The 26,346-nt window shown below is 55.1% G+C and carries 24 protein-coding genes and 1 pseudogene; 10 read left to right on the top strand and 15 right to left on the bottom strand.

Going from position 1 to position 26,346, the window contains the following annotated elements; translation table 11 throughout:
• From AC2CGP_RS04945 to AC2CGP_RS04955, 3 genes are read left to right on the top strand one after another with little or no spacing between them, the layout of a single operon-like run.
• Window positions 1–750, top strand: a complete 750-nt coding sequence (locus AC2CGP_RS04945; RefSeq protein WP_045365658.1) for a fimbrial biogenesis chaperone — start codon at window positions 1–3, stop codon at window positions 748–750.
• 2 nt (window positions 751–752) lie between these two features.
• Entirely contained in the window at window positions 753–3,077 is a 2,325-nt protein-coding gene (locus AC2CGP_RS04950; RefSeq protein ID WP_484502289.1) for a fimbria/pilus outer membrane usher protein, read from the top strand.
• A 12-nt stretch (window positions 3,078–3,089) separates the two neighbouring features.
• Window positions 3,090–4,043: a Csu type fimbrial protein gene (locus AC2CGP_RS04955; RefSeq protein ID WP_074166497.1), complete on the top strand. Its 954-nt coding sequence runs from the start codon at window positions 3,090–3,092 to the stop codon at window positions 4,041–4,043.
• Window positions 4,044–4,430: 387 nt separating this feature from the next.
• Here AC2CGP_RS04955 and AC2CGP_RS04960 read toward each other — a convergent pair whose 3' ends face one another.
• Genes AC2CGP_RS04960 through yobA form a run of 3 tightly spaced genes read right to left on the bottom strand, consistent with a single transcriptional unit; the run spans window position 4,431 to window position 6,033 of the window.
• The gene (locus AC2CGP_RS04960) at window positions 4,431–4,772 is read right to left on the bottom strand and encodes a YebY family protein (RefSeq protein WP_015705946.1); all 342 of its coding nucleotides are present in this window, start codon (window positions 4,770–4,772) and stop codon (window positions 4,431–4,433) included.
• 13 nt (window positions 4,773–4,785) lie between these two features.
• Window positions 4,786–5,655: a copper homeostasis membrane protein CopD gene (copD, locus tag AC2CGP_RS04965; RefSeq protein ID WP_042893412.1), complete on the bottom strand. Its 870-nt coding sequence runs from the start codon at window positions 5,653–5,655 to the stop codon at window positions 4,786–4,788.
• A 3-nt stretch (window positions 5,656–5,658) separates the two neighbouring features.
• The gene (yobA, locus tag AC2CGP_RS04970; protein WP_026612268.1) at window positions 5,659–6,033 is read right to left on the bottom strand and encodes a CopC domain-containing protein YobA; all 375 of its coding nucleotides are present in this window, start codon (window positions 6,031–6,033) and stop codon (window positions 5,659–5,661) included.
• Between the two features lie 134 nt (window positions 6,034–6,167).
• Here yobA and AC2CGP_RS04975 point away from each other — a divergent pair, with 134 nt between their 5' ends.
• Entirely contained in the window at window positions 6,168–6,398 is a 231-nt protein-coding gene (locus tag AC2CGP_RS04975) for a DNA polymerase III subunit theta (RefSeq protein WP_015366007.1), read from the top strand.
• A 79-nt stretch (window positions 6,399–6,477) separates the two neighbouring features.
• Window positions 6,478–7,137, top strand: a complete 660-nt coding sequence (exoX, locus tag AC2CGP_RS04980) for an exodeoxyribonuclease X (protein WP_015366006.1) — start codon at window positions 6,478–6,480, stop codon at window positions 7,135–7,137.
• A 2-nt stretch (window positions 7,138–7,139) separates the two neighbouring features.
• On the opposite strand, the gene ptrB is transcribed toward exoX, so the two are convergent.
• The 3 genes from ptrB to AC2CGP_RS04995 all read right to left on the bottom strand — a co-directional run bounded on the left by ptrB (window position 7,140) and on the right by AC2CGP_RS04995 (window position 10,458).
• Window positions 7,140–9,200, bottom strand: a complete 2,061-nt coding sequence (gene ptrB, locus AC2CGP_RS04985) for an oligopeptidase B (RefSeq protein ID WP_015705949.1) — start codon at window positions 9,198–9,200, stop codon at window positions 7,140–7,142.
• 122 nt (window positions 9,201–9,322) lie between these two features.
• Window positions 9,323–9,994 (bottom strand): tellurite resistance TerB family protein, encoded by a 672-nt coding sequence (locus AC2CGP_RS04990; protein WP_015705950.1) that lies wholly within the window; start codon window positions 9,992–9,994, stop codon window positions 9,323–9,325.
• A gap of 104 nt (window positions 9,995–10,098) precedes the next feature.
• Window positions 10,099–10,458 carry a YebG family protein gene (locus AC2CGP_RS04995; RefSeq protein ID WP_015705951.1) on the bottom strand — a complete coding sequence of 120 codons (360 nt, stop codon included), beginning with the start codon at window positions 10,456–10,458 and terminating at the stop codon, window positions 10,099–10,101.
• Window positions 10,459–10,594: 136 nt separating this feature from the next.
• Between AC2CGP_RS04995 and purT the strand changes: the two genes are divergently transcribed.
• Window positions 10,595–11,773, top strand: a complete 1,179-nt coding sequence (gene purT, locus AC2CGP_RS05000; RefSeq protein ID WP_063446397.1) for a formate-dependent phosphoribosylglycinamide formyltransferase — start codon at window positions 10,595–10,597, stop codon at window positions 11,771–11,773.
• Window positions 11,774–11,826: 53 nt separating this feature from the next.
• Here the strand turns inward: purT and AC2CGP_RS05005 are convergent, their stop codons facing one another.
• The 3 genes from AC2CGP_RS05005 to zwf all read right to left on the bottom strand — a co-directional run bounded on the left by AC2CGP_RS05005 (window position 11,827) and on the right by zwf (window position 16,016).
• On the bottom strand, window positions 11,827–12,468 hold the full coding sequence (locus AC2CGP_RS05005; protein ID WP_015366001.1) for a bifunctional 4-hydroxy-2-oxoglutarate aldolase/2-dehydro-3-deoxy-phosphogluconate aldolase: 642 nt from the start codon (window positions 12,466–12,468) through the stop codon (window positions 11,827–11,829).
• Window positions 12,469–12,506: 38 nt separating this feature from the next.
• Window positions 12,507–14,318: a phosphogluconate dehydratase gene (gene edd / locus AC2CGP_RS05010; protein WP_015366000.1), complete on the bottom strand. Its 1,812-nt coding sequence runs from the start codon at window positions 14,316–14,318 to the stop codon at window positions 12,507–12,509.
• Between the two features lie 222 nt (window positions 14,319–14,540).
• A complete protein-coding gene (zwf, locus tag AC2CGP_RS05015) occupies window positions 14,541–16,016 on the bottom strand; it encodes a glucose-6-phosphate dehydrogenase (RefSeq protein ID WP_015365999.1) in 1,476 nt (491 codons plus the stop codon).
• Between the two features lie 319 nt (window positions 16,017–16,335).
• On the opposite strand from zwf, the pseudogene AC2CGP_RS05020 reads away from it, so the two are divergent.
• Together AC2CGP_RS05020 and pyk are read left to right on the top strand one after the other, a co-directional pair.
• Window positions 16,336–17,240, top strand: a pseudogene (locus AC2CGP_RS05020) (MurR/RpiR family transcriptional regulator).
• 125 nt (window positions 17,241–17,365) lie between these two features.
• Window positions 17,366–18,808, top strand: coding sequence for a pyruvate kinase (gene pyk, locus AC2CGP_RS05025; protein ID WP_015365996.1), 1,443 nt, complete (start codon window positions 17,366–17,368; stop codon window positions 18,806–18,808).
• A 249-nt stretch (window positions 18,809–19,057) separates the two neighbouring features.
• Here the strand turns inward: pyk and lpxM are convergent, their stop codons facing one another.
• The 3 genes from lpxM to znuA all read right to left on the bottom strand — a co-directional run bounded on the left by lpxM (window position 19,058) and on the right by znuA (window position 22,435).
• Entirely contained in the window at window positions 19,058–20,029 is a 972-nt protein-coding gene (gene lpxM, locus AC2CGP_RS05030; protein ID WP_045387535.1) for a lauroyl-Kdo(2)-lipid IV(A) myristoyltransferase, read from the bottom strand.
• 126 nt (window positions 20,030–20,155) lie between these two features.
• Window positions 20,156–21,475, bottom strand: coding sequence for a murein DD-endopeptidase MepM (mepM, locus tag AC2CGP_RS05035; protein WP_015365994.1), 1,320 nt, complete (start codon window positions 21,473–21,475; stop codon window positions 20,156–20,158).
• A gap of 15 nt (window positions 21,476–21,490) precedes the next feature.
• The gene (znuA, locus tag AC2CGP_RS05040; protein ID WP_047055909.1) at window positions 21,491–22,435 is read right to left on the bottom strand and encodes a zinc ABC transporter substrate-binding protein ZnuA; all 945 of its coding nucleotides are present in this window, start codon (window positions 22,433–22,435) and stop codon (window positions 21,491–21,493) included.
• A 78-nt stretch (window positions 22,436–22,513) separates the two neighbouring features.
• Here znuA and znuC point away from each other — a divergent pair, with 78 nt between their 5' ends.
• Both znuC and znuB read left to right on the top strand, forming a co-directional pair.
• Window positions 22,514–23,266 (top strand): zinc ABC transporter ATP-binding protein ZnuC, encoded by a 753-nt coding sequence (znuC, locus tag AC2CGP_RS05045; protein ID WP_015705955.1) that lies wholly within the window; start codon window positions 22,514–22,516, stop codon window positions 23,264–23,266.
• Entirely contained in the window at window positions 23,266–24,051 is a 786-nt protein-coding gene (gene znuB, locus AC2CGP_RS05050; protein WP_015365991.1) for a zinc ABC transporter permease subunit ZnuB, read from the top strand. Before znuC ends, znuB begins: the two co-directional genes overlap by 1 nt.
• 39 nt (window positions 24,052–24,090) lie before the next feature.
• Here znuB and ruvB read toward each other — a convergent pair whose 3' ends face one another.
• The 3 genes from ruvB to ruvC form a co-directional block, all read right to left on the bottom strand.
• The gene (gene ruvB / locus AC2CGP_RS05055; RefSeq protein WP_015705957.1) at window positions 24,091–25,101 is read right to left on the bottom strand and encodes a Holliday junction branch migration DNA helicase RuvB; all 1,011 of its coding nucleotides are present in this window, start codon (window positions 25,099–25,101) and stop codon (window positions 24,091–24,093) included.
• 8 nt (window positions 25,102–25,109) lie between these two features.
• Complete coding sequence (ruvA, locus tag AC2CGP_RS05060) at window positions 25,110–25,721, bottom strand: Holliday junction branch migration protein RuvA (protein WP_015365989.1); 612 nt, start codon at window positions 25,719–25,721, stop codon at window positions 25,110–25,112.
• Window positions 25,722–25,802: 81 nt separating this feature from the next.
• Window positions 25,803–26,324: a crossover junction endodeoxyribonuclease RuvC gene (gene ruvC / locus AC2CGP_RS05065; RefSeq protein ID WP_015365988.1), complete on the bottom strand. Its 522-nt coding sequence runs from the start codon at window positions 26,322–26,324 to the stop codon at window positions 25,803–25,805.
• Between the last annotated feature and the right edge of the window lie 22 nt (window positions 26,325–26,346).

Consider the following 26,346-nt stretch of genomic DNA (forward strand, 5'->3'; position numbering starts at 1 on the left):
ATGATTCATCGTTGTATTGTTGTTTTGCTGGGTTCATCAATAAGTCTTAACGCCTGGGGCGCCAGCTCGGTGCTGGTGTGGCCTATTTTTCAAACCATCAGCGCCAGCGATAAAGGCTCTGAACTGTGGCTGGAAAACCGCGGCGCGACGGCGGTAAATTTACAACTACGCATTTTCGGTTGGGATCAAAAAGAATCTAAAGATCTTTATGCCGATCAAAACGATGTGGTCTCCAGCCCCCCGTTCGCCAATGTTCAGCCAGGACAACGTCAACTTATTCGCCTGATGCGTGTGTCTCCGGTCGCCAGCGGCCAGGAAAAATCATATCGAATCGTGATTGATGAAATTCCCGCGGCGCAGCCGACAAAACAGACTGACAAGAGTTCAGCCGGCCTGAATATGCGCATGCGCTATGTACTGCCTTTGTTTATCTACGGGCAAGGCGCGCAACCGTTGAAGCTGGAAAGCAGCGTCGAACCAATACGAACCGCGCTAAGCTGGTCGCTTAGCGGTCAGAATCTGTGTATTAACAATGCCGGGAATCAACACGCCAGGTTGAGTAATGTCTACTGGTCAACATCAGCAGGAAAGCCGCAGGTCGAACAAACTCAGGGTTTACTGGGGTATGTGCTGGCTAAACGTCGCGTCTGTTTCCCGACATCAGGCCGCGCGGCGAACGCATCCGGGATGCGCCTGTTTGCGAAATTGACTGATAATAGTCAGGCGGTGGAAATTCCGGCAGCGCGTTAACCATGAGGCTTCTCATCGGAACCGGTGGTCTGCTGGCTATTGCTTCGGCAACGGCCTGGGCGGCTACCTATGATTCGTTACCCGCACCTGCGGCCACGCCAGGCACACAGCAGGAGTACGTGCTGTATCTCGGTATTTCCGTCAACGGCAACACGCCTGTGGGTACCGTGCCGGTGAAAGTGATTAATGATCGTTATTGGATCTCCGCTGCGGTACTCAAGCAGATGTGGATCCCTGTTCCCGACGGCAAAACGCTGGTTGACGTAGGAGAGATAGCGGAGGTCAAGGTCGTTTACGACCAGCCCGGGCAAATGCTGAAATTAACCGTTCCGGATAATTGGCTGCCGGAGCAGCATATTGGTAATAGTCGCGAGCAGGAGTATCTGCAGGCGATCAGTACCCCTGGGCTGTTGTTTAACTACGATTCCTATAGCCTGGCTTCTTCTGGCGGCGAGCGAACCACCAGCACCTCGACGGAATTTCGCCTTTTCGGCCCAGCCGGGGTGTTTTCAAACAATGCGGTGATCAGACAGAACTGGTCATCTCGTCACGACGATAGCCAACAAGGCTATATTCGCTACGATTCGCTGTGGAAATATAGCGACCCGGAAAGTCTGCTCAGCTACCAGGCGGGGGATGTGGTAAGTAATGCTTTAACCTGGAGTAGTTCAGTACGTGTTGGTGGTATTCGTCTCAGCCGTAACTTTGCGGTACGCCCTGACCTGATCACCTACCCTTTGCTCAATCTTTCCGGTAGCGCGGCGGTCCCCTCCAGTGTCGATCTCTTTATCAACGGCTACAAAGCCAGCTCAACGCAAATTAACGGCGGCCCTTATACTCTCACCAACGTACCCTACATCAGCGGCGCCGGCGAAGCGACTATCGTCACAACCGATGCGCTTGGCCGCCAGGTCTCCACTAGCGTGCCTTTTTATGTCTCCAACACTCTGCTACGCCAGGGACTCAGCGATTTCGATTTTACCCTCGGCGCGTTGCGTAATAATTACGGCACTAAAAACGCCGACTACGGTGCCGGCGCCGTCAGCGCGATCTATCGCTATGGCTTGACCAATTGGCTGACGGTGTCAACGCATACTGAAGACCGGCAAGGATTAACCAACGGCGGTATCGGCAGCGACATCACTATTGGCACGATTGGCACCTTGAGCCTGTCTGCCAGTGCGAGCCAGAGTGATAAGCAGGGCAACCAGTATTCCGCGGGCTATTCGTACTACGGCAATATCTGGGGGATTAACTATCAGCATATTCAACGCAGCGAGAATTTCGCCAATCTCTCCAGCTATCGCTCAACGACAACCCTCAGCCGTCAGTCAGACCAGGCGACATTAAGTCTCAGCCCATGGGGAAAAGTGCTTGGCGCATTTAGCCTCGGATATTTCGATATCCAGGCCCAGGACAACAGCCGCACCCGGCTGATGAACTTTTCCTGGAGCCGCAGCCTGTGGCGGAACAGCAGCTTTAACCTGAGCATCAACCGCGATTTGCAGGCAGACACCTACTCCAGCATGATGCAGATAACCATTCCCTTCGACAGTTTCGGTTCACTGCAGTTAAGCAGCCAGCGCGCCAGCTCCGGCGAGTGGGGGCAAAACGTCGCCTACAATCGTTCCGCCCCTGCGGAAGGCGGTTTCGGCTGGAATTTAGCCCACTCCATCAGTGGAGATCGCTACAGCCAGGCGGATCTGACCTGGGTGAATGATGTTTCAACCTTGAGCGGCGGTTATTACGGTTCGCAGCATGATAATCAGGGCTGGTTTGAAGCAGCAGGCTCGGTGGTAATGATGGATAGCAGCCTGTTCTTCGCGCGACGAATCAGCGATTCATTTATCGTCGTCTCGACCGCCGGCTATCCGGACGTCGCGGTCAATTATGAAAATCGAAAAGTCGGCACTACCGACGATAGCGGGCACCTGCTGATCCCGTGGGCCGCCGCCTGGTATCCGGGCAAAGTGACCCTCGACACTCTGCCGCTGCCAACCGACGTTGAGGCTAAAGTCGTCGAGAAACGCATTGCGGTGCGGGAAGCCAGCGGTGCGCTGGTTGATTTCCCGGTTACACGCGTGCGTTCGGCCTCGATAACTTTGGTTGATAAAACGGGTCATCCTTTGCCGCTGGGAACGGCCGTTGAGGAACTTACCAGCCAGCAGTCTGGCGTGGTCGGTTATGACGGTCTGGTGTGGTTTACCCATCTAAACCAGCAAAACCAATTAGTTATTCACACGGCTAACGGCGAATGCCGGGCTTTATTCACGCTGCCGGAATCTACGCCGGTGCCACAACGTATCGGCCCACTAAGCTGTGGCTAAGAATGAACGGAGATGACTTTGAAAGCGATTCTTTGGTTATGTTCATTACTCGTTATTTCAGGCTACAGCGGCTTGATACACGCAGATTGCAAGATTAAGCCTAGCTCGCCTAATTTTGGCTCAGTGAGATCGTTTGATGTGGCGGCAACTCCGCAAGGGGTAAGCGCCGGTGCAGGCTTTAGCTGTACCAACATACTATCGCTTTTTTCAACCAGCACCATTACCGCAACGCTCAAAGATTCGGCAAATAAAAGTGGCAAAATCCCTCGACTTTATAACAGCGCTAACAACGCCTGGATCCCCTATCGAGTTTGTAAAGATGCCGGCTGTAACCCGTCGTATCAAATTGATGGTGCAATCCCCTGGACCATTAACGCGTTGATTGATCTATTAGGCTTATTTAATACCAGTGACGGAACCATTCCGCTTTATTTCCAGACAATAGCAGGAAGTAATATCCCTGCGGGAACCTATAACGACACCTTGACCATTGAATGGAAATATCACTATTGCCTGATAGGCGCGCTGGGGATCTGCGTACCGGACGATGGCACGTTAACTTCACAAGTTCTTATAACTATGAACGTGACTAACTATTGCTATATTGATGACGCGCCCGATGTCGCCTTCTCCACAGCGGCTCTGGTAGCCGCTTTTAGCGAGGTCAGCGGGCAGTTAACGATCCGCTGCACGCAGAATGCGGCATACAGCATTAACCTTTCCAGCATCAACGCCCTTAACGGCAGTTGGCGGCAAATGAGCCAAACGATTAATTCGACAAATTATTACCTGCAATATCAGCTTTATAAAACCGACGGTAGCGCCTGGACGCCAACAGCAGATGTCAGCCTGGTGGGAAATGGCAACGCACAGCTAACAAACTTCAAAGCTCGGGTGAACGCCTCACAGAGCAATCAACCTGCTGGCGTGTACAGTGATACGGTATTGGTTACCGTGAGCTATTGATTATATTGTCACGTTTTTTTGTAAAGGGAATGTTAAGAATAACTTTGTTGTGATATAAGGGAAAAAGCTCAGCGTTCAGCCGTATGAGCATTAACAATGGATGTGTATAACTCGCTGAATAATAGATAAAAAGAGACCGAACACGATTCCTGTATTCGGTCCAGGGAAATGGCTCTTGGGAGAGAGCCGTGCGCTAAAAGTTGGCATTAATGCAGGCTAAGTCGCCTTGCCTTATAAGAATAGTTGACTGTGACAGGTTTTCCAGTCCGCGACAAAAGCGGTTGAAAAATTGCTGACAAAATCCGTTGCGCCAACAAAAAACCGCCGCGTTTTCTTACTGGACGCCGGCGGTTTTTTATCTTTAAAACAAAGTGATATAGGTAATTATCAGCAGAGCTTTTGCGCACGTTCGATAAATGGCGCCAGGCTCATTTTTTGTCCCGGATGCTGCGGGTCGTCGGCCTGGATGACAGAAATCGGCTGAGCGCTGGTCTTGCCGGCCTTCACTTCCTGCTCGGCGACATCATTCAGCGGATACTGCACCAGGGTGCTCGGGTTGATGGCGTACAGCGCATTACCCGGGCGGCAGGTTAACATGACTTCTTCACGGGTGAACGCCCAGTTGTCCTTACCCACTTCAAAACGGCTCACGGTAATCACCTGCGGCGCCGCCAGCGCGGCGCCTGAGCTTGCCAGTAATAACATTGTCAGAACGATTTTTTTCATCATTTAGCCAGTTAATTCAATTAGGTTGCCAGGTCGCGAACAGGCTGACGGCAAGTATCGCCAGCGCGGCAAGCGCCATTTCCAGCTGTGTAGTGCGTAAAATAGTTCGTTCCGCCCACGAGCCGTTACCTGACATTCGCGGTACCAGAACATACCTGTTCACCAGCGCAATTGCTACCATCCCGGCGACCAGCGCACATTTGAACAACAACACCGTTCCCCACGGTGAGTCGCCAATCAGCTGTCCCTGTATCAACAGCGTATTGCCAATCCCGCTGGCAATCGCGCCAGCCACGGCCAGATGCCCATAGTGTGAAAAACGCATCATGGCGGTTATCGCTACCTGACGCCAGCGCCCGCGCGCCAGTCGCAGGCAGTAGACAAATGGCAACAGCCCGCCGGCCCATGCCGAGACGCAAAACAGATGTAACGCGTGATTGGTGCGCTGTAATGCGCCAACCCAACCATCATGCATCGCCGCATGCCCCACGCCAGCCATCAACAACAACTGCGCGCAAAATAGCAGTAACAATAGACGCGCCGGGCGACGGGGTTTGATCCACGCGACCGCCAGCGCAATCCACGCCAGCACCACCTGCCACAGCCAAACGCCGCCAAACTGCGTCCCGATAACAGCGCGCCAGATTGTGGGTTGCCAGACATCATTCCAGCCATCGCCCATCAACCCGCCCTGCGCCATCAGCATCAAGGTAGCTGAAATAGCGCTAATCATTAGCAGGTAGCGCAGCAGTGGATAAAAGCGCTGCATCAACAGGCGACGCAGCGAGACTGGCGCCCACCATGCGCCGTACAGCGCGCAACCGAAGGCCGTCATCAATGAGATGAAGTGGACAAACCGCAGGCCGACATACACTCCCGACAGCATGGATTACTTCACGCTGAAGTGGTATTGCCCTTTGGTCTTATGGCCGTCAACGGAGACCACATGCCACTCTACGGTGTACTCGCCCGCCGCCAGCGGTTCATTCAGCGGCAGCGTTAATTGCGCTTTATTACCGTCGCTGCGGGCCAGTTTGCCGGTAGCGACAGGTTTATTCTGCGGGCCGCTGAGGGTCACGCCGCTGAAGGAGAGCTCGACGCCTTCACTAAATGTTAACGTGAGCGCCTGCGGCGAAACGGAGACCGTCGAATCGGCCGCCGGGATTTGTTGTTGCAGATGAGCATGAGCAAAAACGCTGGCGGTGGTTAACATAGCGCTGAGAAATACGGCGGCACTTAGCGCGCGTCCGGCGATGGTTCGCATAAACATCATTCCTTTTTGTTATGTATGTTGGACAGAGAATAACCCTGTATAATAGCAGAGTCGAGCTAAGCATCCGGGACTTGCCTTTCAGCGTCACGCTTAGTAACTTTTGCGCCGTAATGAAGGAGGTACTGATGGCAAATAATCTGGCAAAAATTTCGCAAGATGAAATGGACAAGGTCAACGTTGACCTCGCAGCGGCCGGCGTCGCCTTTAAAGAACGCTACAATATGCCCGTCGTTGCCGATCTCGTCGAGCGAGAGCAACCGGCTCACCTGCGCGACTGGTTTCGTGAACGATTGATCGCGCACCGTCTGGCATCCGTGTCACTTTCCCGCCTGCCGTATGAACCGAAAGCGAAATGATTGCTCATTCCTTGAGGATCCCCCCATTGGCAACCGCCGCACATTCTATTACGCTGGGGTTTTTGGCGAGGAGTAAGCCATGCTGCGCGTAATCGATACCGAAACCTGCGGTTTGCAGGGCGGCATTGTTGAAATTGCCTCCGTCGATATCATCGACGGCCGGATAACCAATCCCATGAGTCATCTGGTGCGCCCTGACCGCCCAATCAGCCCGCAGGCAATGGCAATCCATCGCATCACTGAAGAGATGGTGGCCGATAAGCCCTGGATTGAAGAAATCGTGCCGCACTACCAGGGCAGCCCATGGTATGTCGCCCATAACGCCAGCTTTGATCGCCGGGTATTACCGGAAATGAACGGCGAGTGGATTTGTACTATGAAGCTGGCGCGCCGCCTGTGGCCGGGGATTAAGTACAGCAATATGGGGTTGTATAAGTCGCGCAAGCTGAGCGTAGCCACACCGCCGGGTTTGCATCACCACCGCGCGCTGTACGACTGCTATATCACCGCCGCCCTACTGTTGGATATCATGCAGGTTTCCGGCTGGTCGCCGGATGAAATGGCCGACATAACCGGCCGCCCGGCGCTGCTGACTACCTTTACCTTCGGCAAATATCGCGGCAAAGCGGTGTCGGAAGTGGCGGAAAACGATCCAGGTTATTTACGTTGGCTGTTCAATAACCTGGACCGGATGAGCCCGGAACTGCGTCTGACCCTCAAACACTATCTCGGCGAATAACGCTACACTTCCACCTTGCCGGGCAAAGTCCCTTGCGCGAGGGCGATTAAAAAGGCGTACTCCAATGCCACGCCCTCGTAGCTTTTAAACCGTCCCGACTTACCGCCATGTCCGGAATCCATATCGGTACATAACAGCAGCAGATTGTCGTCGGTTTTCAGCTCGCGTAGCTTCGCCACCCACTTCGCGGGCTCCCAATATTGCACCTGCGAATCATGCAGCCCGGTGGTCACTAACATATGCGGATAAGCCTGGGCTGAGACGCCATCATAGGGGCTATAGCTCTTCATATAGTGATAATAGGTTTCGTCCTGCGGATTCCCCCACTCCTCAAACTCACCGGTCGTGAGCGGAATAGATTCGTCGAGCATGGTGGTCAGTACGTCAACAAACGGCACCTGCGCTACCACGCCGTGGAACAAATCCGGTCGTTGGTTAATCGCCACGCCCATCAACATGCCGCCGGCGCTGCCGCCCATGCCATAACATAATTTAGGGTCGCCATATCCCTGCGCCAGCAGCGCATCGCAGACGTCCAGATAATCGTTAAAGGTATTCTTCTTGTTGAGGAATTTGCCGTCTTCATACCACTGCTGTCCAAGTTCGCCGCCGCCGCGAATATGGGCTATTGCAAAGACAAAACCTCGATCCAGCAGGCTCAAACGGCTGGCGCTAAAATCAGCGTCCATGCTGGCGCCGTAAGATCCATAGCCGTACACCAGTAACGGGTTGGCCCCTTTGCGAAAGTGTTCGCGGTGATAAACCAGCGATACCGGCACCTCCACGCCATCACGCGCTTTCACCCACAGGTGTTCGCTGCGATAACAGGCGGCGTCAAAGCCCTGCACTTCCTGTTGCTTGATAACCCGCCGCTCGCCGGTATCCATATCCAGCTCAAATAGCGTATCCGGGGTGGTCATCGATGAATAACCGTAGCGCAGCCTTGACGTTTCCGGTTCGGGATTATAGGCAAGCCAGGTGACGTAAGCGGGATCGTCAAAGGCAATGCCAACCACTTCCCGCGTTTTACGGTTGATCTGCCGCAGGCTGGTCAAGCCCCGCTGACGCTCCTCGACCACCAGCCAGTCGGTGAATAGAGTAAAACCTTCGAGCATCACATCGGGACGCGCCGGGATCAGCGTCTGCCACTGGTCTTCGTCGCGGAGCACGGTGCGGTAAAGCCCGAAGTTTTTGCCCTCGCGATTAGAACGCAGATAAAACGCGTGCTGATAATGATCGAGGCTATATTCATGATCCTTGCGTCGTGGCAAAAAACACACCGGCTCCGCATCGGGAAGCTCCGGGTTAAGTAATAACACTTCGCTGGTAGTGGCGCTGGCAAGGTAAATCACCACAAACTGCTGGGAGGTGGTCTTATGCACGCTGACATAAAACGTGTCGTCTTTCTCTTCGTAGACCAGTACATCGTTATCTGCGGTGGTACCAACGGCATGTCGCCAGACCTGATACGGCAGCAGCGTCGTCGGGTGTTTGCGCACGTACCACAAGAAGCGCGAGTCGTTGCTCCAGGCGAATCCTGGCGTGACGTTTTCCAGGATCTCCGCCGACCATTCGCCGCTGCTCAGATCCTTAAAACGTAAGCCATACTGACGTCGTGAAAGGTAATCTTCCGCCACCGCCATCAGTTGATTGTTCGGCGCGACGCCTAATCCGCCGAGGGTGTAAAATTCGCTTTTCGCCGCCCGTTGGTTGGCATCAAGCAAAATCTCCCATTCATCCCACTCTTCTTTGAGCACTGACTGACGTTGGTAGATCGCATATTCACAGCCCGGTTCATAAACCTGGCGATAGCGGTAGCCATTTTTGCTATAGGGAGCGGAGACCTCCCGCTGCGGAATGCGATCGATGATTTCCTTCAGCACCCGCTCCTGCAGGCTGCTTTGCGAGTCCATCACCTTTTTACCGTAGTCATTTTCCTGATGGAGATAGTCCAGCACTTCCGGGCGCGCGCGTTCGTCATCGCGCAGCCAGTAGTAATTATCGATGCGAGTGTCGCCATGTAGCGTCATGGCGTGGGGGATCCGTTTAGCTTTCGGTAGCATGCGTTATTCTTCTGCGTCTTATTATGGAATCACAAAATCACTCAGGGCATCGTGCGCCCTGAACGATGTCGTGTCTATAAGGGTGGCAAAAGTGGCCAGCGATGCAAGCGGAACGCTCTCTTTTAAGAATCAAGCGCCTGCTTTTGCGCCTGAACATCGCGTTCTATCTCTTCGCGGACATCTTCAGGCAGTTTAAGCGCGTCACCGAGCGCATCCAGGTAGCTGCGCTCCATAAAATGGTCGATATCAATTACCGCGCAGCTGAGGTAGTAAATTTCCAGCGCTTCTTGCCCATCGCGCACGCTTTGCGCCAGCCGTTGCGGGTCGAGCGGCTGGGTTAAAACCCTGTCGATCAACACCCGGCCCTGCACGTCGATGTTCGCCGCTCGCAACTGCTCTTCTATATGCTGACGTTCACGCTCGTCAATATGACCGTCGCTTTTGGCGGCGAAGACTAACGCGGTAATCAGCCGCTCGCTGCGCGCATCGAGCACAACCGGTTCCTGGGTAGACGCTGTTGATGTCTGTGTCGCGATATCTGCCTGCTGGCCGCGCATTTTTTGCTGATACTTATTCCACAGCACGCTGCCGGCCACCGCGCCACCGCCAACCAGCAGCGCGCCGGTGCCATATTTCGCCAGCAGCTTACGCGATGATTTGCTGGCGACCAACAAGCCAGCAAGGCCGCCCAAGGCGCCGGGCAGCAGGTTTTTAGCGGATGAAGATTTTTCAGCGGAGACGGGATTGCCCTGCTGGCCCAGCAGGGACTGGAGTTGATTAAGCCAGTTAGCCATAACATTCCTCATAGCGCGAGATGCAATGCCATCAGCCTAAACGACAAGACGTCAGGAAATGTTATGACTGGCTAAAGATGCGAAAATTTCCGCTTCGCCGGTTATCAGGCGGCCTTTGCTTTGCGCGGCTTTTTCGCGGCGCCTTCTTCGGCGGCACCAGGCTGAGCTTCATCCTCTGTAGGCGCAGACTCCGGCATTTCTGCCGCCGCCTCAGCATGCTCTTCTGCTTCCGGCAATTTCCCTGACTTCAGAATGTGGTGTAAGGCGTCTTTGCGCTCGGCCAGCCACATCGACATATTGTCACGCTGAGCTTCATCCAATTCCAGCGGGCACGTGACCAGCCAGTCATTGAGCACCTCTGCCAAATCGAGCATTTTGTCGTAAGCATCGGCCTCTTTTTTGCTGGCAAAAGACATTTTTTCCTCACCTTCACGGATCACGACGTATTTGATTTCAACCGCCATTGTGCAGCCTCTTTATACTGTATTTATATACAGTATATCAAATTTCGCCGCTGTTCTCAACTTACGCGTGTAAAGACAGACGCAAACGTTTTCGTTTATAATGCGCGCCATGTTCTGTTTACGCTGAGAGTAGGTTATGACTTTATTAGGCACCGCGCTGCGCCCCGCGGCCACGAAGGTAATGTTATTAGGTTCCGGCGAGCTCGGAAAAGAAGTCGCCATTGAGTGCCAGCGGTTGGGTATTGAAACCATCGCCGTCGACCGCTATCCCGATGCGCCGGCGATGCAGGTGGCCCATCGTTCGCACGTCATCAATATGCTGCACGGCGACGCGCTGCGTGAACTGATCGCCTTAGAAAAGCCGGATTATATCGTGCCGGAGATCGAAGCCATTGCCACCGACACGCTTGTTGAGCTGGAGCAGGCCGGGCAAAAAGTAGTGCCGACGGCGAGAGCCGCAAAACTCACCATGAATCGCGAAGGCATTCGCCGCCTCGCGGCCGAAGAGCTGCAAATTCCCACCTCTGCCTATCGTTTTGCCGACAGTGAAGAGGGGTTCCGCGCTGCCGTCGACGAAATTGGTTTGCCTTGTATCGTTAAGCCGGTGATGAGCTCCTCCGGTAAAGGCCAGAGCTTTATCCGCTCGGCTGACCAGCTCAGCGCCGCCTGGCAATACGCCCAACAAGGCGGGCGCGCAGGCGCCGGACGCGTCATCGTCGAAGGGGTGGTAAATTTTGATTTTGAAATTACGCTGCTCACCGTCAGCGCCGTCGACGGCGTCCACTTTTGCGCCCCGGTAGGTCATCGACAGGAAGATGGCGACTACCGTGAATCCTGGCAGCCGCAGCAGATGAGCGATCTCGCGCTGCAACGCGCGCAGGAGATCGCCCGCAAAGTGGTGCTGGCGCTGGGGGGATATGGACTGTTCGGCGTTGAATTGTTCGTTTGCGGCGATGAGGTGATCTTCAGTGAAGTCTCCCCTCGCCCGCACGATACCGGTATGGTCACTCTGATCTCGCAGGATCTTTCGGAATTCGCCCTGCACGTTCGCGCCTTCCTCGGCCTGCCGATCGGCGCCATCCGCCAGTATGGACCGGCGGCATCGGCGGTGATTTTACCGCAGCTAACCAGTGAGAACGTGACCTTTAGCAATCTACAGGCCGCCGTCGGCGCGGGTCTGCAGTTGCGTCTGTTCGGTAAACCGGAAATCGCCGGCGCGCGTCGCCTGGGCGTGACCCTGGCGGTTGCTGACAACGTCGATGAAGCCATCAGCCGCGCCAAAACCGCCGCCGCCGCGGTTGTCGTGAAGGGATAAAAAAAGCCCGGTCGCTCACGCGTGCCGGGCTTCTGTCATTACAGGCGCAGAAATTATTTCGCGCCTTCTACCGCTTCGCGGGCCAGTTTGGTGATGCGATCGTAGTCGCCGTTTTCCAGCGCGTCGGCCGGAACCAGCCAGGAGCCGCCGATGCACAGCACGCTGTTCAGCGCCAGATAGTCGCGGTAATTCGCCGGAGAGATGCCGCCGGTCGGGCAAAAACGAATGTGGCCGAATGGACCGGCAATCGCCTGCAACGCTTTCACGCCGCCGTTCGCTTCCGCCGGGAAGAATTTGAACTCTTTCAGGCCATACTGCATGCCCAGCATCAACTCGGATACGGTGCTAATACCCGGGATCAGCGGGATGGTGCCTTCGCCGGTCGCCGCTTTCAGCAGGGATTCGGTCAGGCCCGGGCTGATAGCGAACTGCGCGCCTGCTTCAGTAACGGCTTTCAGCTGCTCAACGTTGGTCACAGTACCGGCGCCGACAATCGCCTCCGGCACTTCTTTGGCGATAGCGCGGATAGCTTCCAGCGCGCACTCGGTGCGCAGCGTAACTTCCAGAACGCGTACACCACCGGCAACCAGCGCTTTCGCCATCGGCACCGCGTGTTCCAGCTTTTTCACCACGATAACCGGTACGACCGGGCCGTTAGTCAGGATTGCTTCTGCAGTTGTTTTCCAGTTTTTCATCAGAGTTTTCTCTCGCCAGATCTACAAATCGAATCGTCTTAAAAAGTAATGCAGGTTGCGCCCTGCTCGGCTCCGGAGAGCTTCTCGCGCAGCGCGCCGAACATCTCGCGGCCGGTTCCGACCCGCGAGCTGCTCAGGTCCGGAATATGCGGCTGGCGTGCGGCCAGTTCAGCTTCATCTACCAGCAGGGTCAATTCGCCGGTCTGCCCGTTAACGCGAATCATGTCGCCATCGCGCACTTTCGCCAGCAGCCCGCCATCGTAGGCTTCAGGAGTAACATGGATGGCTGACGGTACCTTGCCTGATGCGCCGGAAAGTCGGCCATCGGTGACCAGCGCAATTTTGAAACGGCGGTCCAATAATACACCAAGTGGCGGCATAAGTTTATGTAATTCTGGCATGCCGTTCGCTTTCGGCCCCTGATGGCGTACAACGACTACGCAATCTTTATCCAGCAGCCCCGCTTCAAACGCCGGCAGTACGTCGTGCTGGCTCTCAAAGACGACCGCTGGCGCTTCGATAATCTGGTTCTCAACCGGCACCGCGGAGGTCTTCATGACCGCACGACCGAGGTTACCGCTCAGCACTTTGGTACCGCCATGGCGGGAGAATGGTTTCTCGAAGGTAGCGATGACCTGATCGTCAAGCGGCGCGGTCGCCCCTTCACGCCAGTCCAGCTCACCGTTATTCAGCCAGGGTTCCATGGTGTAACGCGACAAGCCGAAGCCGGCGACGGTATTGACATCTTCATGCAGCAATCCGCCTTTCAGCAGCTCGCGCACCAGTACCGGCACGCCGCCTGCCGCCTGGAAGTGGTTAATGTCCGCCGGACCGTTTGGATACAGACGCGCCAGCAGCGGCACCACATCAGAAAGATCGGAGAAATCATCCCAGTTAATGATAATGCCCGCCGCACGCGCCATCGCCACCAGGTGCATCGTATGGTTGGTGGAGCCGCCGGTCGCCAGCAGCGCAACGATACCGTTGACCACCACTTTTTCGTCAATCATTTTACCCAGCGGCATCCACTCATTGCCGTTGCCGGTCATGCGCGTCACCTGACGAGCTGCGGCGCTGGTCAGCGCTTCGCGCAACGGGGCGTCCGGATGAACAAACGAGGAACCTGGCAGCTGCATGCCCATAAACTCAACCACCATCTGGTTGGTGTTGGCGGTACCGTAGAAGGTACAGGTGCCCGGGGCATGATAAGAGGCGGCTTCGGATTCAAGCAGCGCCATACGGTCAACTTTACCTTCGGCGTACAGCTGACGAATGCGCACTTTTTCTTTGTTCGGCAGGCCGCTGGCCATCGGCCCAGACGGAATAAACACCGACGGCAGATGGCCGAAGGAGAGCGCCGCCATGGTCAGTCCGGGAACAATTTTATCGCATACGCCAAGATACAACGCGCCGTCGAACATATTGTGCGACAGGCCGATGGCGGCAGACATGGCAATCACTTCGCGGCTCAGCAGCGACAGCTCCATGCCATCCTGACCCTGCGTCACGCCGTCACACATTGCCGGCACGCCACCAGCCACTTGCCCTACCGCATTGGCGGAGTGCAAGGCTTTACGGATGATATCCGGATAATGTTCATAAGGCTGGTGAGCGGACAACATATCGTTATAGGAGGTGATAATAGCGATGTTGTTGCGCAACATGCTCTTCAGCGACGCTTTATCATCTGCCTGACAGGCGGCAAAACCGTGCGCCAGGTTACCGCAGGCCAACTGCGAACGATGGACGGTATCGCTTTTGGCTTGATTAATTCGTGCGAGGTAGGCTGAGCGGGTTTCGCGTGACCGTTCGATAATGCGATTTGTTACCCGTAACATTGTCGAATTCATAGAGGCTCCTCAAAATTTATCTGTCCGGCCACCACGCGATGACGACGAAAAATGGTGTAAATGGCACCACCACTGGGGCTCAGGGGCAAAATGTCTACAGGCAGTGTAATAAAAAAAGCCCCGGGGGTGAATCCTCCCGGGGCTTAAAAGATTAAAAATTATGCGCCAGACTGCGCCAGATCATGTTACCGGTAAAATAACTCTCCCGGATTAACGCTAGTCTTACTCGAATTCGTTCCAGGAACGGCCATCGCGAGTGATCATCGCCACCGACGCCACCGGTCCCCAGGTACCTGCCTGGTAAGGCTTCGGCGCATCGCCGTCGGCCGCCCATGCGCCGGTAATGGAGTCAACCCACTTCCACGCTTCTTCCACTTCATCGCGTCGCACGAACAGCGCCTGAATACCGCGCATGGTTTCCAGCAGCAGGCGTTCATAGGCATCCGCTAAGTGCGTCTGATTGAAGGTTTCGGAGTAGCTCAGATCCAGCTTGGTGATCTGCAGATTATGCTTGTGATCGAGGCCTGGAACTTTGTTAAGCACCTGAATATCCACACCTTCATCCGGCTGCAGACGAATGGTCAATTTATTCTGCGGCAGCTCCTGCCAGGTCTCTTTGAACAGATTCAATTCCGGAGTTTTGAAGTACACCACCACTTCGGAGCATTTCGTCGGCAGGCGTTTACCGGTACGCAGGTAGAACGGCACCCCAGCCCAACGCCAGTTATCGATATCCACGCGAATGGCTACGAAGGTCTCCGTGTTGCTGGATTTGTTAGCGCCCTCTTCTTCCAGATAGCCCGGTACTTTTTTACCTTGCGCAAACCCGGCGGTGTACTGACCGCGGACGGTTTTCTCACGCACGTTAGAGCGATCGATACGGCGCAGCGATTTCAGCACTTTCACTTTTTCATCGCGGATGCTGTCGGCAGTCAGATCCGACGGCGGCGACATGGCGATCATGCACAGGATCTGCAGCAAATGGTTCTGGATCATGTCGCGCATCTGCCCGGCTTGATCGAAATAACCCCAGCGGCCTTCAATACCCACTTCTTCCGCCACGGTGATTTCAACGTGATCAATAGTGCGGCAGTCCCAGTTATTAACAAACAAGGAGTTAGCAAAGCGCAGCGCCAGCAGGTTCAGTACCGTCTCTTTACCCAAATAATGGTCGATACGGTAAACCTGGCACTCTTCGAAATACTCGCCCACCTGGTCATTAATTTCCCGGGAGGTTTCCAGTGAGGTACCGAGCGGTTTTTCCATCACCACCCGCGCGGGCTTGGCATTCAGCTTCGCTTCGCCCAGGCCTTTGCAGATAGCGCCGAACGTGCTTGGCGGCATCGCGAAGTAGTTAATGGTGACGCGGTTTTCCTGATCCAGCATATCGCCCAGACGCGTAAAACCGCTGGTATCGTTGACATCAAGATTACAGAAGTCCAGACGACCGCTCAGGGTATCCCATAAACCTTCGTCGATTTTCTCTTTCATGAAGGTTTCTAACGCTTCACGCACAACTTTGGTGTAAGCGTCTTTATCCCAATCAGCGCGACCGACGCCGATGATGCGGGTTTCAGGGTTTATCTGGCCAGCTTTTTCAAGCTGATACAGGGAAGGCAACAGTTTACGGCGCGCGAGGTCACCTTTCGCGCCGAAAATGACCAGATCGCATGCCTGGGCCGTTTGCGTTACCGCCATGTCATTCTCCTCAGTTGATAGTCTGGTGCTTATGCCAGGCTAAATTTGTAATTTTCTTACGCTGCACTGTACTGTGTTTACGAATTTCCTGAAACCCTTGGCGGTGCTTTCCCGACGTTACCGCACATAGAGGAAAAGCGTTCGCCGACAAATTGGGCATCAGGCTAAGAATGTTCGTTGTTTCGTCTGGTTTTCAGTTAGTAAAATACGACTCTGATCATGTAATGAAAAAAAACGACATTTTTTCTCGTCATTCCTCACCGCTTCTGATTGCGGAGGGGTATATTCTTGCTAAAACGCCTGATGATTTCACCCATTAATGAAATCGTTTCCATTGATGAGCGCCTGTAAACAATGAACATGCTGGAAAAAATCCAGTCCCGACTGGAAAACCTTAGCAAATCTGAACGCAAAGTGGCGGAAGTCATTCTTGCCACACCGGCGCAGGCCATTCACTCAAGCATAGCGGCCCTCGCGCTGGAAGCCGGCGTCAGCGAGCCGACCGTAAACCGATTTTGTCGCAGCCTGGAAACCCGGGGGTTCCCCGATTTTAAACTGCACCTGGCGCAAAGTCTGGCACACGGTACCCTCTATGTTAACCGTAATGTCGATGAAGACGACAGCGTCGAATCCTATACGGCGAAAATTTTCGAATCGGCGATGGCCAGCCTCGATCAGGTACATCATGCGCTGGATATGTCCGCGGTCAACCGGGCAGTGGATCTACTTACCCAGGCGAAGAAAATTTCCTTCTTCGGCCTGGGGTCTTCAGCAGCCGTCGCGCATGACGCGATGAATAAATTTTTCCGTTTTAACGTCCCGGTCATCTACTCCGACGATATTGTCCTGCAGCGCATGAGCTGTATGAATTGTAACGATGATGACGTGGTGGTCATCATTTCACATACCGGACGCACCAAAAGCCTGGTTGAACTGGCGCAGTTAGCGCGTGAAAACGATGCCATGGTCATTGCCATCACTTCGGCCGGGACCCCGCTGGCGCGGGAGTCGACGCTGGCCATTACCCTGGATGTTCCGGAAGACACCGATATTTATATGCCGATGGTGTCGCGCCTGGCCCAGCTCACGGTGATTGATGTGCTGGCGACCGGCTTTACCCTGCGCCGTGGAGCAAAATTCAGAGATAACTTGAAGAGGGTCAAGGAAGCGCTGAAGGAATCGCGCTTTGATAAAGAACTACTCATTAGTAGTGATAAACAATAATAGTCATTATAAGTCAGAGACCAATTATGTCCCGGTAGCGTAGCAGTTCCGCCCGTTAGCGAATTTGGCGCTACCGAATCCATGTTCACGCAACACCAAAGTTGTTTCAGTCAACGGAGTATTACATGTCCAGAAGGCTTCGCAGAACCAAAATCGTAACGACCTTAGGCCCAGCAACTGACCGCGATAACAACCTCGAAAAAGTTATCGCCGCGGGCGCTAACGTCGTACGCATGAACTTCTCTCACGGTACCCCGGAAGATCACCAGCTCCGCGCAGACAAAGTCCGTGAAATTGCAGCAAAACTGGGCCGTCACGTTGCGATTCTCGGCGACCTGCAGGGGCCGAAAATCCGCGTCTCTACCTTCAAAGAAGGCAAAATTTTCCTCAACATTGGCGACAAATTCCTGCTCGACGCCAACCTGGGCAAAGGCGAAGGCGATAAAGAAAAAGTCGGCATCGACTATAAAGGCCTGCCGGCGGACGTCGTTCCAGGCGATATCCTGCTGCTCGACGATGGACGCGTGCAGTTGAAGGTCCTGGAAGTACAGGGGATGAAAGTTTTCACCGAAGTTACCGTTGGTGGCCCGCTATCTAACAATAAAGGTATCAACAAACTCGGCGGCGGGCTGTCTGCAGAAGCGTTAACCGATAAAGACAAAGCCGATATCGTTACCGCCGCAAAAATTGGCGTTGATTACCTGGCGGTCTCCTTCCCGCGCTGCGGCGAAGACCTGAACTACGCTCGCCGTCTGGCCCGTGACGCTGGCTGCGATGCGAAAATCGTCGCTAAAGTCGAGCGTGCGGAAGCGGTCTGCGACCAGGACGCCATGGACGACGTTATTCTCGCCTCCGATGTGGTGATGGTAGCTCGCGGCGATCTCGGTGTGGAAATCGGCGATCCGGAATTGGTGGGTATCCAGAAGGCGCTGATCCGCCGCGCTCGCCAGCTTAATCGCTCGGTCATCACCGCCACGCAGATGATGGAATCAATGATTACCAATCCGATGCCGACCCGCGCGGAAGTCATGGACGTGGCGAACGCCGTACTGGACGGTACCGATGCCGTGATGCTCTCCGCAGAAACCGCTGCCGGCCAGTATCCGTCAGAAACCGTCGCCGCGATGGCGCGGGTGTGCCTGGGCGCGGAGAAGATCCCAAGTCTCAACGTTTCCAAACACCGTCTTGACGTCCAGTTCGACAATGTCGAAGAAGCGATTGCCATGTCGGCGATGTATGCGGCCAACCACCTGAAAGGTATTACCGCGATTATCACCATGACCGAGTCCGGCCGCACCGCGTTGATGACTTCACGTATCAGCTCCGGCCTGCCAATTTTCGCCCTCTCCCGTCACGAGCGTACTCTGAACCTGACGGCGCTCTATCGTGGCGTGACTCCGGTTCATTTCGACAGCCATAACGACGGCGTTGCCGCCGCGCACGACGCGGTTAACCTGCTGCGTGATAAAGGCTATCTGGTCTCCGGCGACCTGGTGGTCGTCACCCAGGGCGACGTGATGAGCACCATCGGCAGCACCAACACCACCCGTATCCTGACCGTTGAGTAATCGCCTTCAGTGATGGGAAAGCCTCCTTACGGAGGCTTTTTTATGCTTGTTATCCTGGTAAATACAGGCATCACAACATGCCGGCGATGGTAGCATACGGAAATGTTTTGTAGGCCCGCGCAAGCACAGCGCCGCCGGGCAATATCCGCGGATAAAGAGCCGCTTTTGCGCCGGATGGCGGCTGCGCCTTATCCGGCCTACGGTCTGGTAAATGCAGGCGCCGTAGCCCTGCTCAGCGCAGCATACAGCTTACTTCTTCGGAAATAGTTCGTTGCGCTTGTAAGGCTCGGTTTCGCCCGGCTTACGCGTCTTCAGCAGTTTCAGGATCCAGGTATACTGCTCAGGATGCGGCCTGACGAAAATCTCAACCTCTTCGTTCATACGGCGCGCAATCGTCGTATCATCAGCTTCCAGCAGATCGTCCATCGGCGGGCGCACCAGCACCGTCAGGCGATGCGTTTTACCGTCATACACCGGGAACAGCGGTACTACGCGCGCGCGGCAGACTTTCATCAAACGACCAATCGCCGGAAGAGTCGCTTTATAAGTCGCGAAGAAATCGACAAATTCGCTATGCTCGGCGCCGTGATCCTGGTCGGGCAGATAATAGCCCCAGTATCCCTGGCGAACCGATTGAATAAATGGCTTGATACCATCGTTACGCGCGTGCATCCGCCCGCCGAAACGACGGCGCACGGTGTTCCAGACATAGTCAAATACCGGATTCCCCTGGTTATGGAACATCGCCGCCATTTTTTGCCCGCCCGAAGCCATCAGCATCGCCGGAATATCCACGCCCCAGGCGTGCGGCACTAAAAAGATGACCTTTTCATTATTGCGGCGCATCTCGTCGATGATCTCTTTCCCCTGCCAGTCAACGCGGGACATCACGCGCTGCGGATCGCGCATGCCGAGTTCGGCCATCATCACCATCGCCTGCGGAGCCGACATATACATCGCATCAATGATCGCTTCACGCTCTTGCTCACTTTTTTCCGGGAAGCAGTACAACAGGTTAATCTGCGCCCGACGGCGCGAGCTCTTTGCCAGACGCCCAACGAAACGCCCCAGTTTGCCGAGAATAGGATCGCGGAAAGAGGGAGGGGTCAGCGCAATACCGGCGAAGGCGAAAACGCCCAACCACGCGCCCCAATAGCGCGGCAGTAAAAAAGATTTCTCAAATTTTGGGATAAACTCAATGTTATTTTTTTTCGTTTCCATGCCCGGTCCGCAGAAGGTCTGCTCAATCAATAAAGATAATGGCTTAGTTTAGCGATACGTCACTCATCGCACAAAAGAAAAAGCCGGCGCATTACGGACGCCGGCTTTCTGTAATGATTATTCAGGCTAATCAAAGCGCAGTTGCGGGATAACCTCTTTGGCCTGCGCCAGATAATCGGTACGATCGGAACCGGTTAAGCCTTCGGTACGCGGCAGTTTCGCCGTCAGCGGGTTAACCGCCTGCTGGTTAATCCAGACTTCATAGTGCAGATGCGGGCCAGTAGAACGCCCGGTATTGCCCGACAGCGCGATACGATCGCCGCGTTTCACTTTCTGCCCCGGTTTCACCAGCAGCTTGCGCAGGTGCATATAGCGGGTGGTATAGGTTCGGCCATGACGCACGGCAACATAGTAGCCTGCCGCGCCGCTGCGTTTCGCCACCACCACTTCACCATCGCCGACGGAAAGCACCGGCGTGCCCTGCGGCATAGCGAAGTCAACGCCGCGATGCGGCGCGACGCGCCCGGTCACTGGATTCAGGCGACGCGGGTTGAAGTTAGACGACACGCGGAACTGACGCGAGGTCGGGAAGCGCAGGAAGCCCTTCGCCAGGCCCGTACCGTTGCGATCGTAGAATTTGCCATCTTCGGCGCGGATCGCGTAATAGTCTTTGCCATCGGAACGTAAACGCACGCCTAACAGCTGGCTCTGCTCGCGCTTGCCATCAAGCATTTCACGCGACATCAGGACCGAGAATTCATCGCCTTTTTTCAGCTTACGGAAGTCCATCTGCCACTGCATCGCTTTGATGACCGCGCTGATTTCCGAGCTGGTAAGGCCAGCATCACGGGCGCTGGAGACGAAGCTGGCGCCAACGGTGCCTTTCAGGACGTTGTTGACCCAATCCCCTTTCTGCAGCTCGCTGCTCATTTTAAAACCATTGGCGACGCGGTTATAAGTACGCGTCTCACGGCGCGACATCTCCCACGTCAAGCTTTGTAGATCGCCATCAGCGGTTAGCGTCCAGGAGAGCTGTTGACCAATTTTAAGATTACGCAGCTCTTTATCAGCAGAGGAGAGTTGAGCGATATCGCCCATATCAATACCGTACTGATTAAGAATACTGCTCAGCGTATCGCCGGTAGAAACCACATATTCATGGCCGCCGGAGTCGCTATCGGATTTGTCATCGAGCTCATCCTGCGGGATAGCTTCTTCTTCCTGCGGCGCCTGATCGATGGGTTCGGAAGCTTCCGGCAGCAGAGAGCGGATTTCGCTTTTTTCCAGCTCAATCGTTCTGACTATCGGGGCTGATTCCGGGTGGTAGATGTAGGGCCGCCAGACGGCGACCGCTAACGTTAGAACGCTCAACGACCCCAGCATAACGCGATGGGGTCGCGGCAGATTGTTGAATGCCTGAGTGACAGCGCGGGCTATCTGTTGCACGTATTCACTTCCTCGTTAATCTCCTTTCAGGCAGCTTGAATACTGATGCCCCAACTGGCTCAGGAACTGAGGGTAACTGTCTTTACCCAACTTAATTCCGATTCCAAGTGGATCCAGGGTTCCCATGCGCACGGAGGTCCCCCTGGCAACAGCTTCGATGACCGCTGGCCTGAATTGTGGCTCAGCAAAAACGCAAGTCGCTTTTTGCTCAACCAACTGTGTTCTTATTTCGTGTAAACGCTGCGCACCAGGCTGGATTTCAGGGTTGACGGTAAAATGCCCCAATGAGGTCAAACCGTAATGTTTTTCGTAGTAGCCATAGGCATCATGAAAAACGAAATACCCCTTACCTTTCACCGGCGCCAGCTCGTTACTCACCTGTTTGTCGGTTGCGGCTAATTTTGCCTCAAATTCCTTCAGGTTGGCGTCAAGTTTGGCTCGACTCTGCGGCATAAGTTCCAATAATTTATCGTGGATTGCAACCGCTGAGAGCCGCGCTATCTCTGGGGAGAGCCACAGATGCATATTGTAAATGCCGTGATGGTGATCGCCGTCACTTTTTTCGCCATTAGCATGTTCGTGACCATGTTCGTCATCGTCATCATCCGTCCCTTGGATGAGCAACGGTTTCACCCCATCCAACTGGGCGATGGTGACCTTTTTCTGCTCCGCAATGCTTTGCGTTGACTTGTCCATGAATGCTTCCATTTCTGGACCAATCCATACCACTAAGTCTGCGTTCTGTAAGCGTTTTACATCAGACGGGCGTAGTGAATAATCATGCTCGGAAGCCCCGTCAGGCAACAACACCTGAGTCTCCGTCACGCCATCGGCGATAGCGGAAGCGATAAAGCCAAGGGGTTTCATGGAAGCGACGACGGCGGCATTAGCTACCGGGGCATGAGCGAACAAAAAAGCGGCGCTAAGTCCAGCGCAAAGAAGCGTATTTTTATGTAACATAATGCGACTAATCATCGTAATGAGCGAAAGTGATGTGATATTATAACATTCAATCGCTAGTGCAACCCCTAATTTGACATGACGAATCTTGTAACGCTGGAAAAAGTCGCGGTCGTCTACGGCCAGCGGCGCGTGTTGTCTGACATTTCGCTAACGCTAAAACCAGGCAAAATTTTAACGCTTCTTGGCCCGAACGGCGCCGGGAAATCGACGCTGGTACGCGTAGTGCTCGGCCTGGTGACGCCGACCGAAGGTGCTATCCAGCGCGAGAAAAATCTGCGTATCGGCTACGTACCACAAAAACTGCATCTTGATGCTACTATGCCGCTGACGGTCAGCCGCTTTATGCGCCTGCGTCCAGGTACGCGCAAGCAGGATATTATGCCGGCGCTGCAGCGCGTGCAGGCCGGGCATCTTATCGATGCGCCAATGCAAAAACTCTCCGGCGGCGAAACCCAGCGCGTGTTGCTGGCGCGAGCCCTGTTAAATCAGCCACAACTGCTGGTGCTGGATGAACCTACCCAGGGCGTCGACGTTAATGGGCAGGTAGCGCTGTATGATTTAATTAATCAACTGCGTCAGGAGCTGAACTGCGCGGTCTTAATGGTTTCCCACGATCTCCACCTGGTGATGGCCAAAACCGATGAAGTGCTGTGCCTGAACCAGCATATTTGCTGCTCCGGAACTCCGGAAGTGGTCTCGATGCACCCTGAATTTATCTCCATGTTCGGCCCGCGCGGCGCGGAACAGCTGGGGATTTATCGTCACCAACATAATCACCGCCACGACCTGCAGGGGCGGATTGTACTGCGTCGGGGAAATGGCCGCTAATGATTGAATTACTGTTACCCGGCTGGTTAGCCGGCATGATGCTTGCCTGCGCGGCGGGCCCCCTGGGTTCGTTCGTGGTCTGGCGGAGAATGTCCTACTTTGGCGATACGCTGGCGCATGCTTCGCTGCTTGGGGTGGCGTTTGGGCTGCTGCTCAACGTGAATCCGTTTTATGCGGTTATCGTGGTCACGCTGCTGCTGGCGGGCGGCCTGGTGTGGCTGGAAAAACGCCCTCACCTGGCGGTCGATACCCTGCTGGGTATTATGGCCCACAGCGCGCTGTCGCTCGGTCTGGTGGTGGTGAGCCTGATGTCGAACGTGCGCGTCGACCTGATGGCCTATCTGTTTGGCGATCTATTAGCCGTTACCCCACAGGATTTAATCTCCATTGCATCAGGCGTAGTGGTGGTGGTCGCGATATTGCTCTGGCAGTGGCGTAACCTGCTGGCGATGACCATCAGCCCTGATTTAGCGTTTGTTGACGGCGTGAAGTTACAGCGGGTTAAGCTGCTGCTGATGCTGGTGACGGCATTGACTATCGGCGTGGCAATGAAATTCGTCGGCGCGCTGATCATCACTTCGCTGTTGATAATCCCGGCCGCTACCGCCCGCCGCTTTGCCCGCACGCCGGAACAGATGGCCGCGGTGGCAGTTGGCGTGGGTATGCTGGCGGTGACCGGAGGATTAACCTTCTCGGCGTTCTACGATACCCCAGCAGGGCCTTCGGTTGTGCTGTGCGCTGCGGCGCTGTTTGTTCTGAGTATGATGAAGAAAACGGCGAGTTGATTGAGAGGCTACCCGGTAGCGCAAAGCTACCGGGTTTCATCAGGGCATTTCCGGCGGGGTAATACCGAAGTGATTCCAGGCGCGCACCGTCGCCATTCGGCCACGCGGCGTGCGCTGCAGGAACCCCTGCTGAATTAAGTACGGCTCCAGCACGTCTTCAATGGTTTCCCGCTCCTCGCCAATAGCCGCCGCGAGGTTATCGAGGCCGACCGGACCACCAAAGAATTTATCGATCACCGCCAATAGCAGCTTGCGATCCATATAATCAAACCCTTCGGCATCCACGTTGAGCATATCCAGCGCCTGAGCGGCGATTTCCGCCGAGATAGAGCCATCGTGGCGCACTTCGGCAAAATCGCGCACCCGGCGCAGCAGGCGGTTGGCGATACGCGGCGTACCGCGTGCGCGGCGGGCGACTTCCAGCGCCCCTTCCTCGCTCATCTCCAGCCCCATATGACGGGCGCTGCGACCAACGATATGCTGCAGGTCAGGCACCTGATAAAACTCGAGGCGCTGTACGATACCGAAGCGGTCGCGCAGCGGCGAAGTCAATGAGCCGGCGCGGGTGGTGGCGCCAATCAGGGTAAACGGCGGCAGATCGATTTTAATCGAGCGCGCGGCCGGGCCTTCGCCAATCATGATATCCAGTTGGTAATCTTCCATCGCCGGATACAGCACCTCTTCCACTACCGGTGAAAGGCGGTGGATCTCATCAATAAACAGGACATCATGCGGCTCAAGGTTGGTCAGCATTGCCGCCAGGTCGCCAGCCTTTTCCAGCACCGGGCCGGAGGTGGTACGCAGATTCACGCCCATTTCGTTGGCGACGATATTGGCAAGCGTGGTTTTCCCCAACCCTGGCGGGCCAAAAATTAACAAGTGATCGAGCGCATCGCCGCGCAGTTTCGCCGCCTGGATAAAGATCTCCATCTGCGAACGCACCTGCGGCTGGCCGACGTACTCTGCGAGCAATTTGGGGCGGATAGCGCGGTCAGCGGCCTCTTCGAAACCAATGCTGTCGCCTGATACCAGCCGATCTGCTTCAATCATCCCTTACCTCACAACGCCGCGCGCAGCGCTTCGCGGATTAGCGTTTCACTGTTAGCATCCGGACGGGCGATTTTGCTCACCATCCGGCTGGCCTCTTGTGGTTTATAGCCCAGCGCCACCAGCGCGGCAACCGCTTCTTGCTCCGCGTCGTCGGCAGTTGGGCCGGCAGGCGTGGTCAGCACCAGATCGGCGGCCGGAGTAAACAGGTCGCCATGCAGGCCTTTGAAGCGATCTTTCATCTCGACGATTAAACGCTCGGCAGTTTTCTTGCCGATACCCGGCAGTTTCACCAGCGAGGCGACTTCTTCACGCTCAACGGCGTTCACAAACTGCTGCGCCGACATGCCGGAAAGGATAGCCAGCGCCAGCTTCGGCCCGACGCCGTTGGTTTTGATAAGCTCTTTAAACAGGGTGCGTTCCTGCTTGTTGTTAAAGCCGTACAGCAGCTGCGCGTCTTCGCGTACCACAAAATGGGTGAAGACGATGGCTTCCTGCCCGGCTTCCGGTAGCTCGTAGAAGCAGGTCATCGGCATATGGACTTCATAACCTACGCCCCCGGTTTCCAGTAATACCAGCGGGGGTTGCTTTTCGAGAATGATGCCTCTGAGTCTGCCTATCACGTAGCGCTCCTGAATAAAGGGCCGAAAGTTTAATGCGTTATCATAAAAAAAGGCTGGATGAATATCCAGCCTGATTTGTGATTATCGTAACCGCCCTCGCGCCAGATTGAGCCGGGTCTCGCTAATCTGAGCCAGGTTCTGACTGAGGTGGCAATGGGTGATGGCGATGGCCAGCGCATCCGCCGCATCCGCCTGCGGATTTGCCGGAAGTTTCAGCAAGGTACGCACCATATGCTGTACCTGGCTCTTTTCCGCGCTACCAATACCGACGACGGTTTGCTTAACCTGGCGGGCGGCGTACTCAAAGACCGGCAGGTCCTGGTTCGTCGCCGCGACAATCGCCACTCCGCGCGCCTGCCCAAGCTTCAACGCCGAATCGGCATTTTTCGCCATAAAGACCTGCTCGATAGCGAAATAGTCGGGCTGGAACTGGGTAATAATTTCGGTGACGCCGGCGTATATCAGCTTCAGCCGCGACGGCAGATCGTCTACTTTGGTGCGGATACATCCGCTGCCAAGGTAGCTCAACTGCCGTCCGACCTGGCGAATCACGCCATAACCGGTCACGCGTGACCCCGGGTCAATGCCGAGAATAATGGCCATCACGCGCCTCCAGTAATAACTC

The sequence above is a fragment of the Klebsiella sp. SYXHC3 genome, from assembly GCF_057196925.1.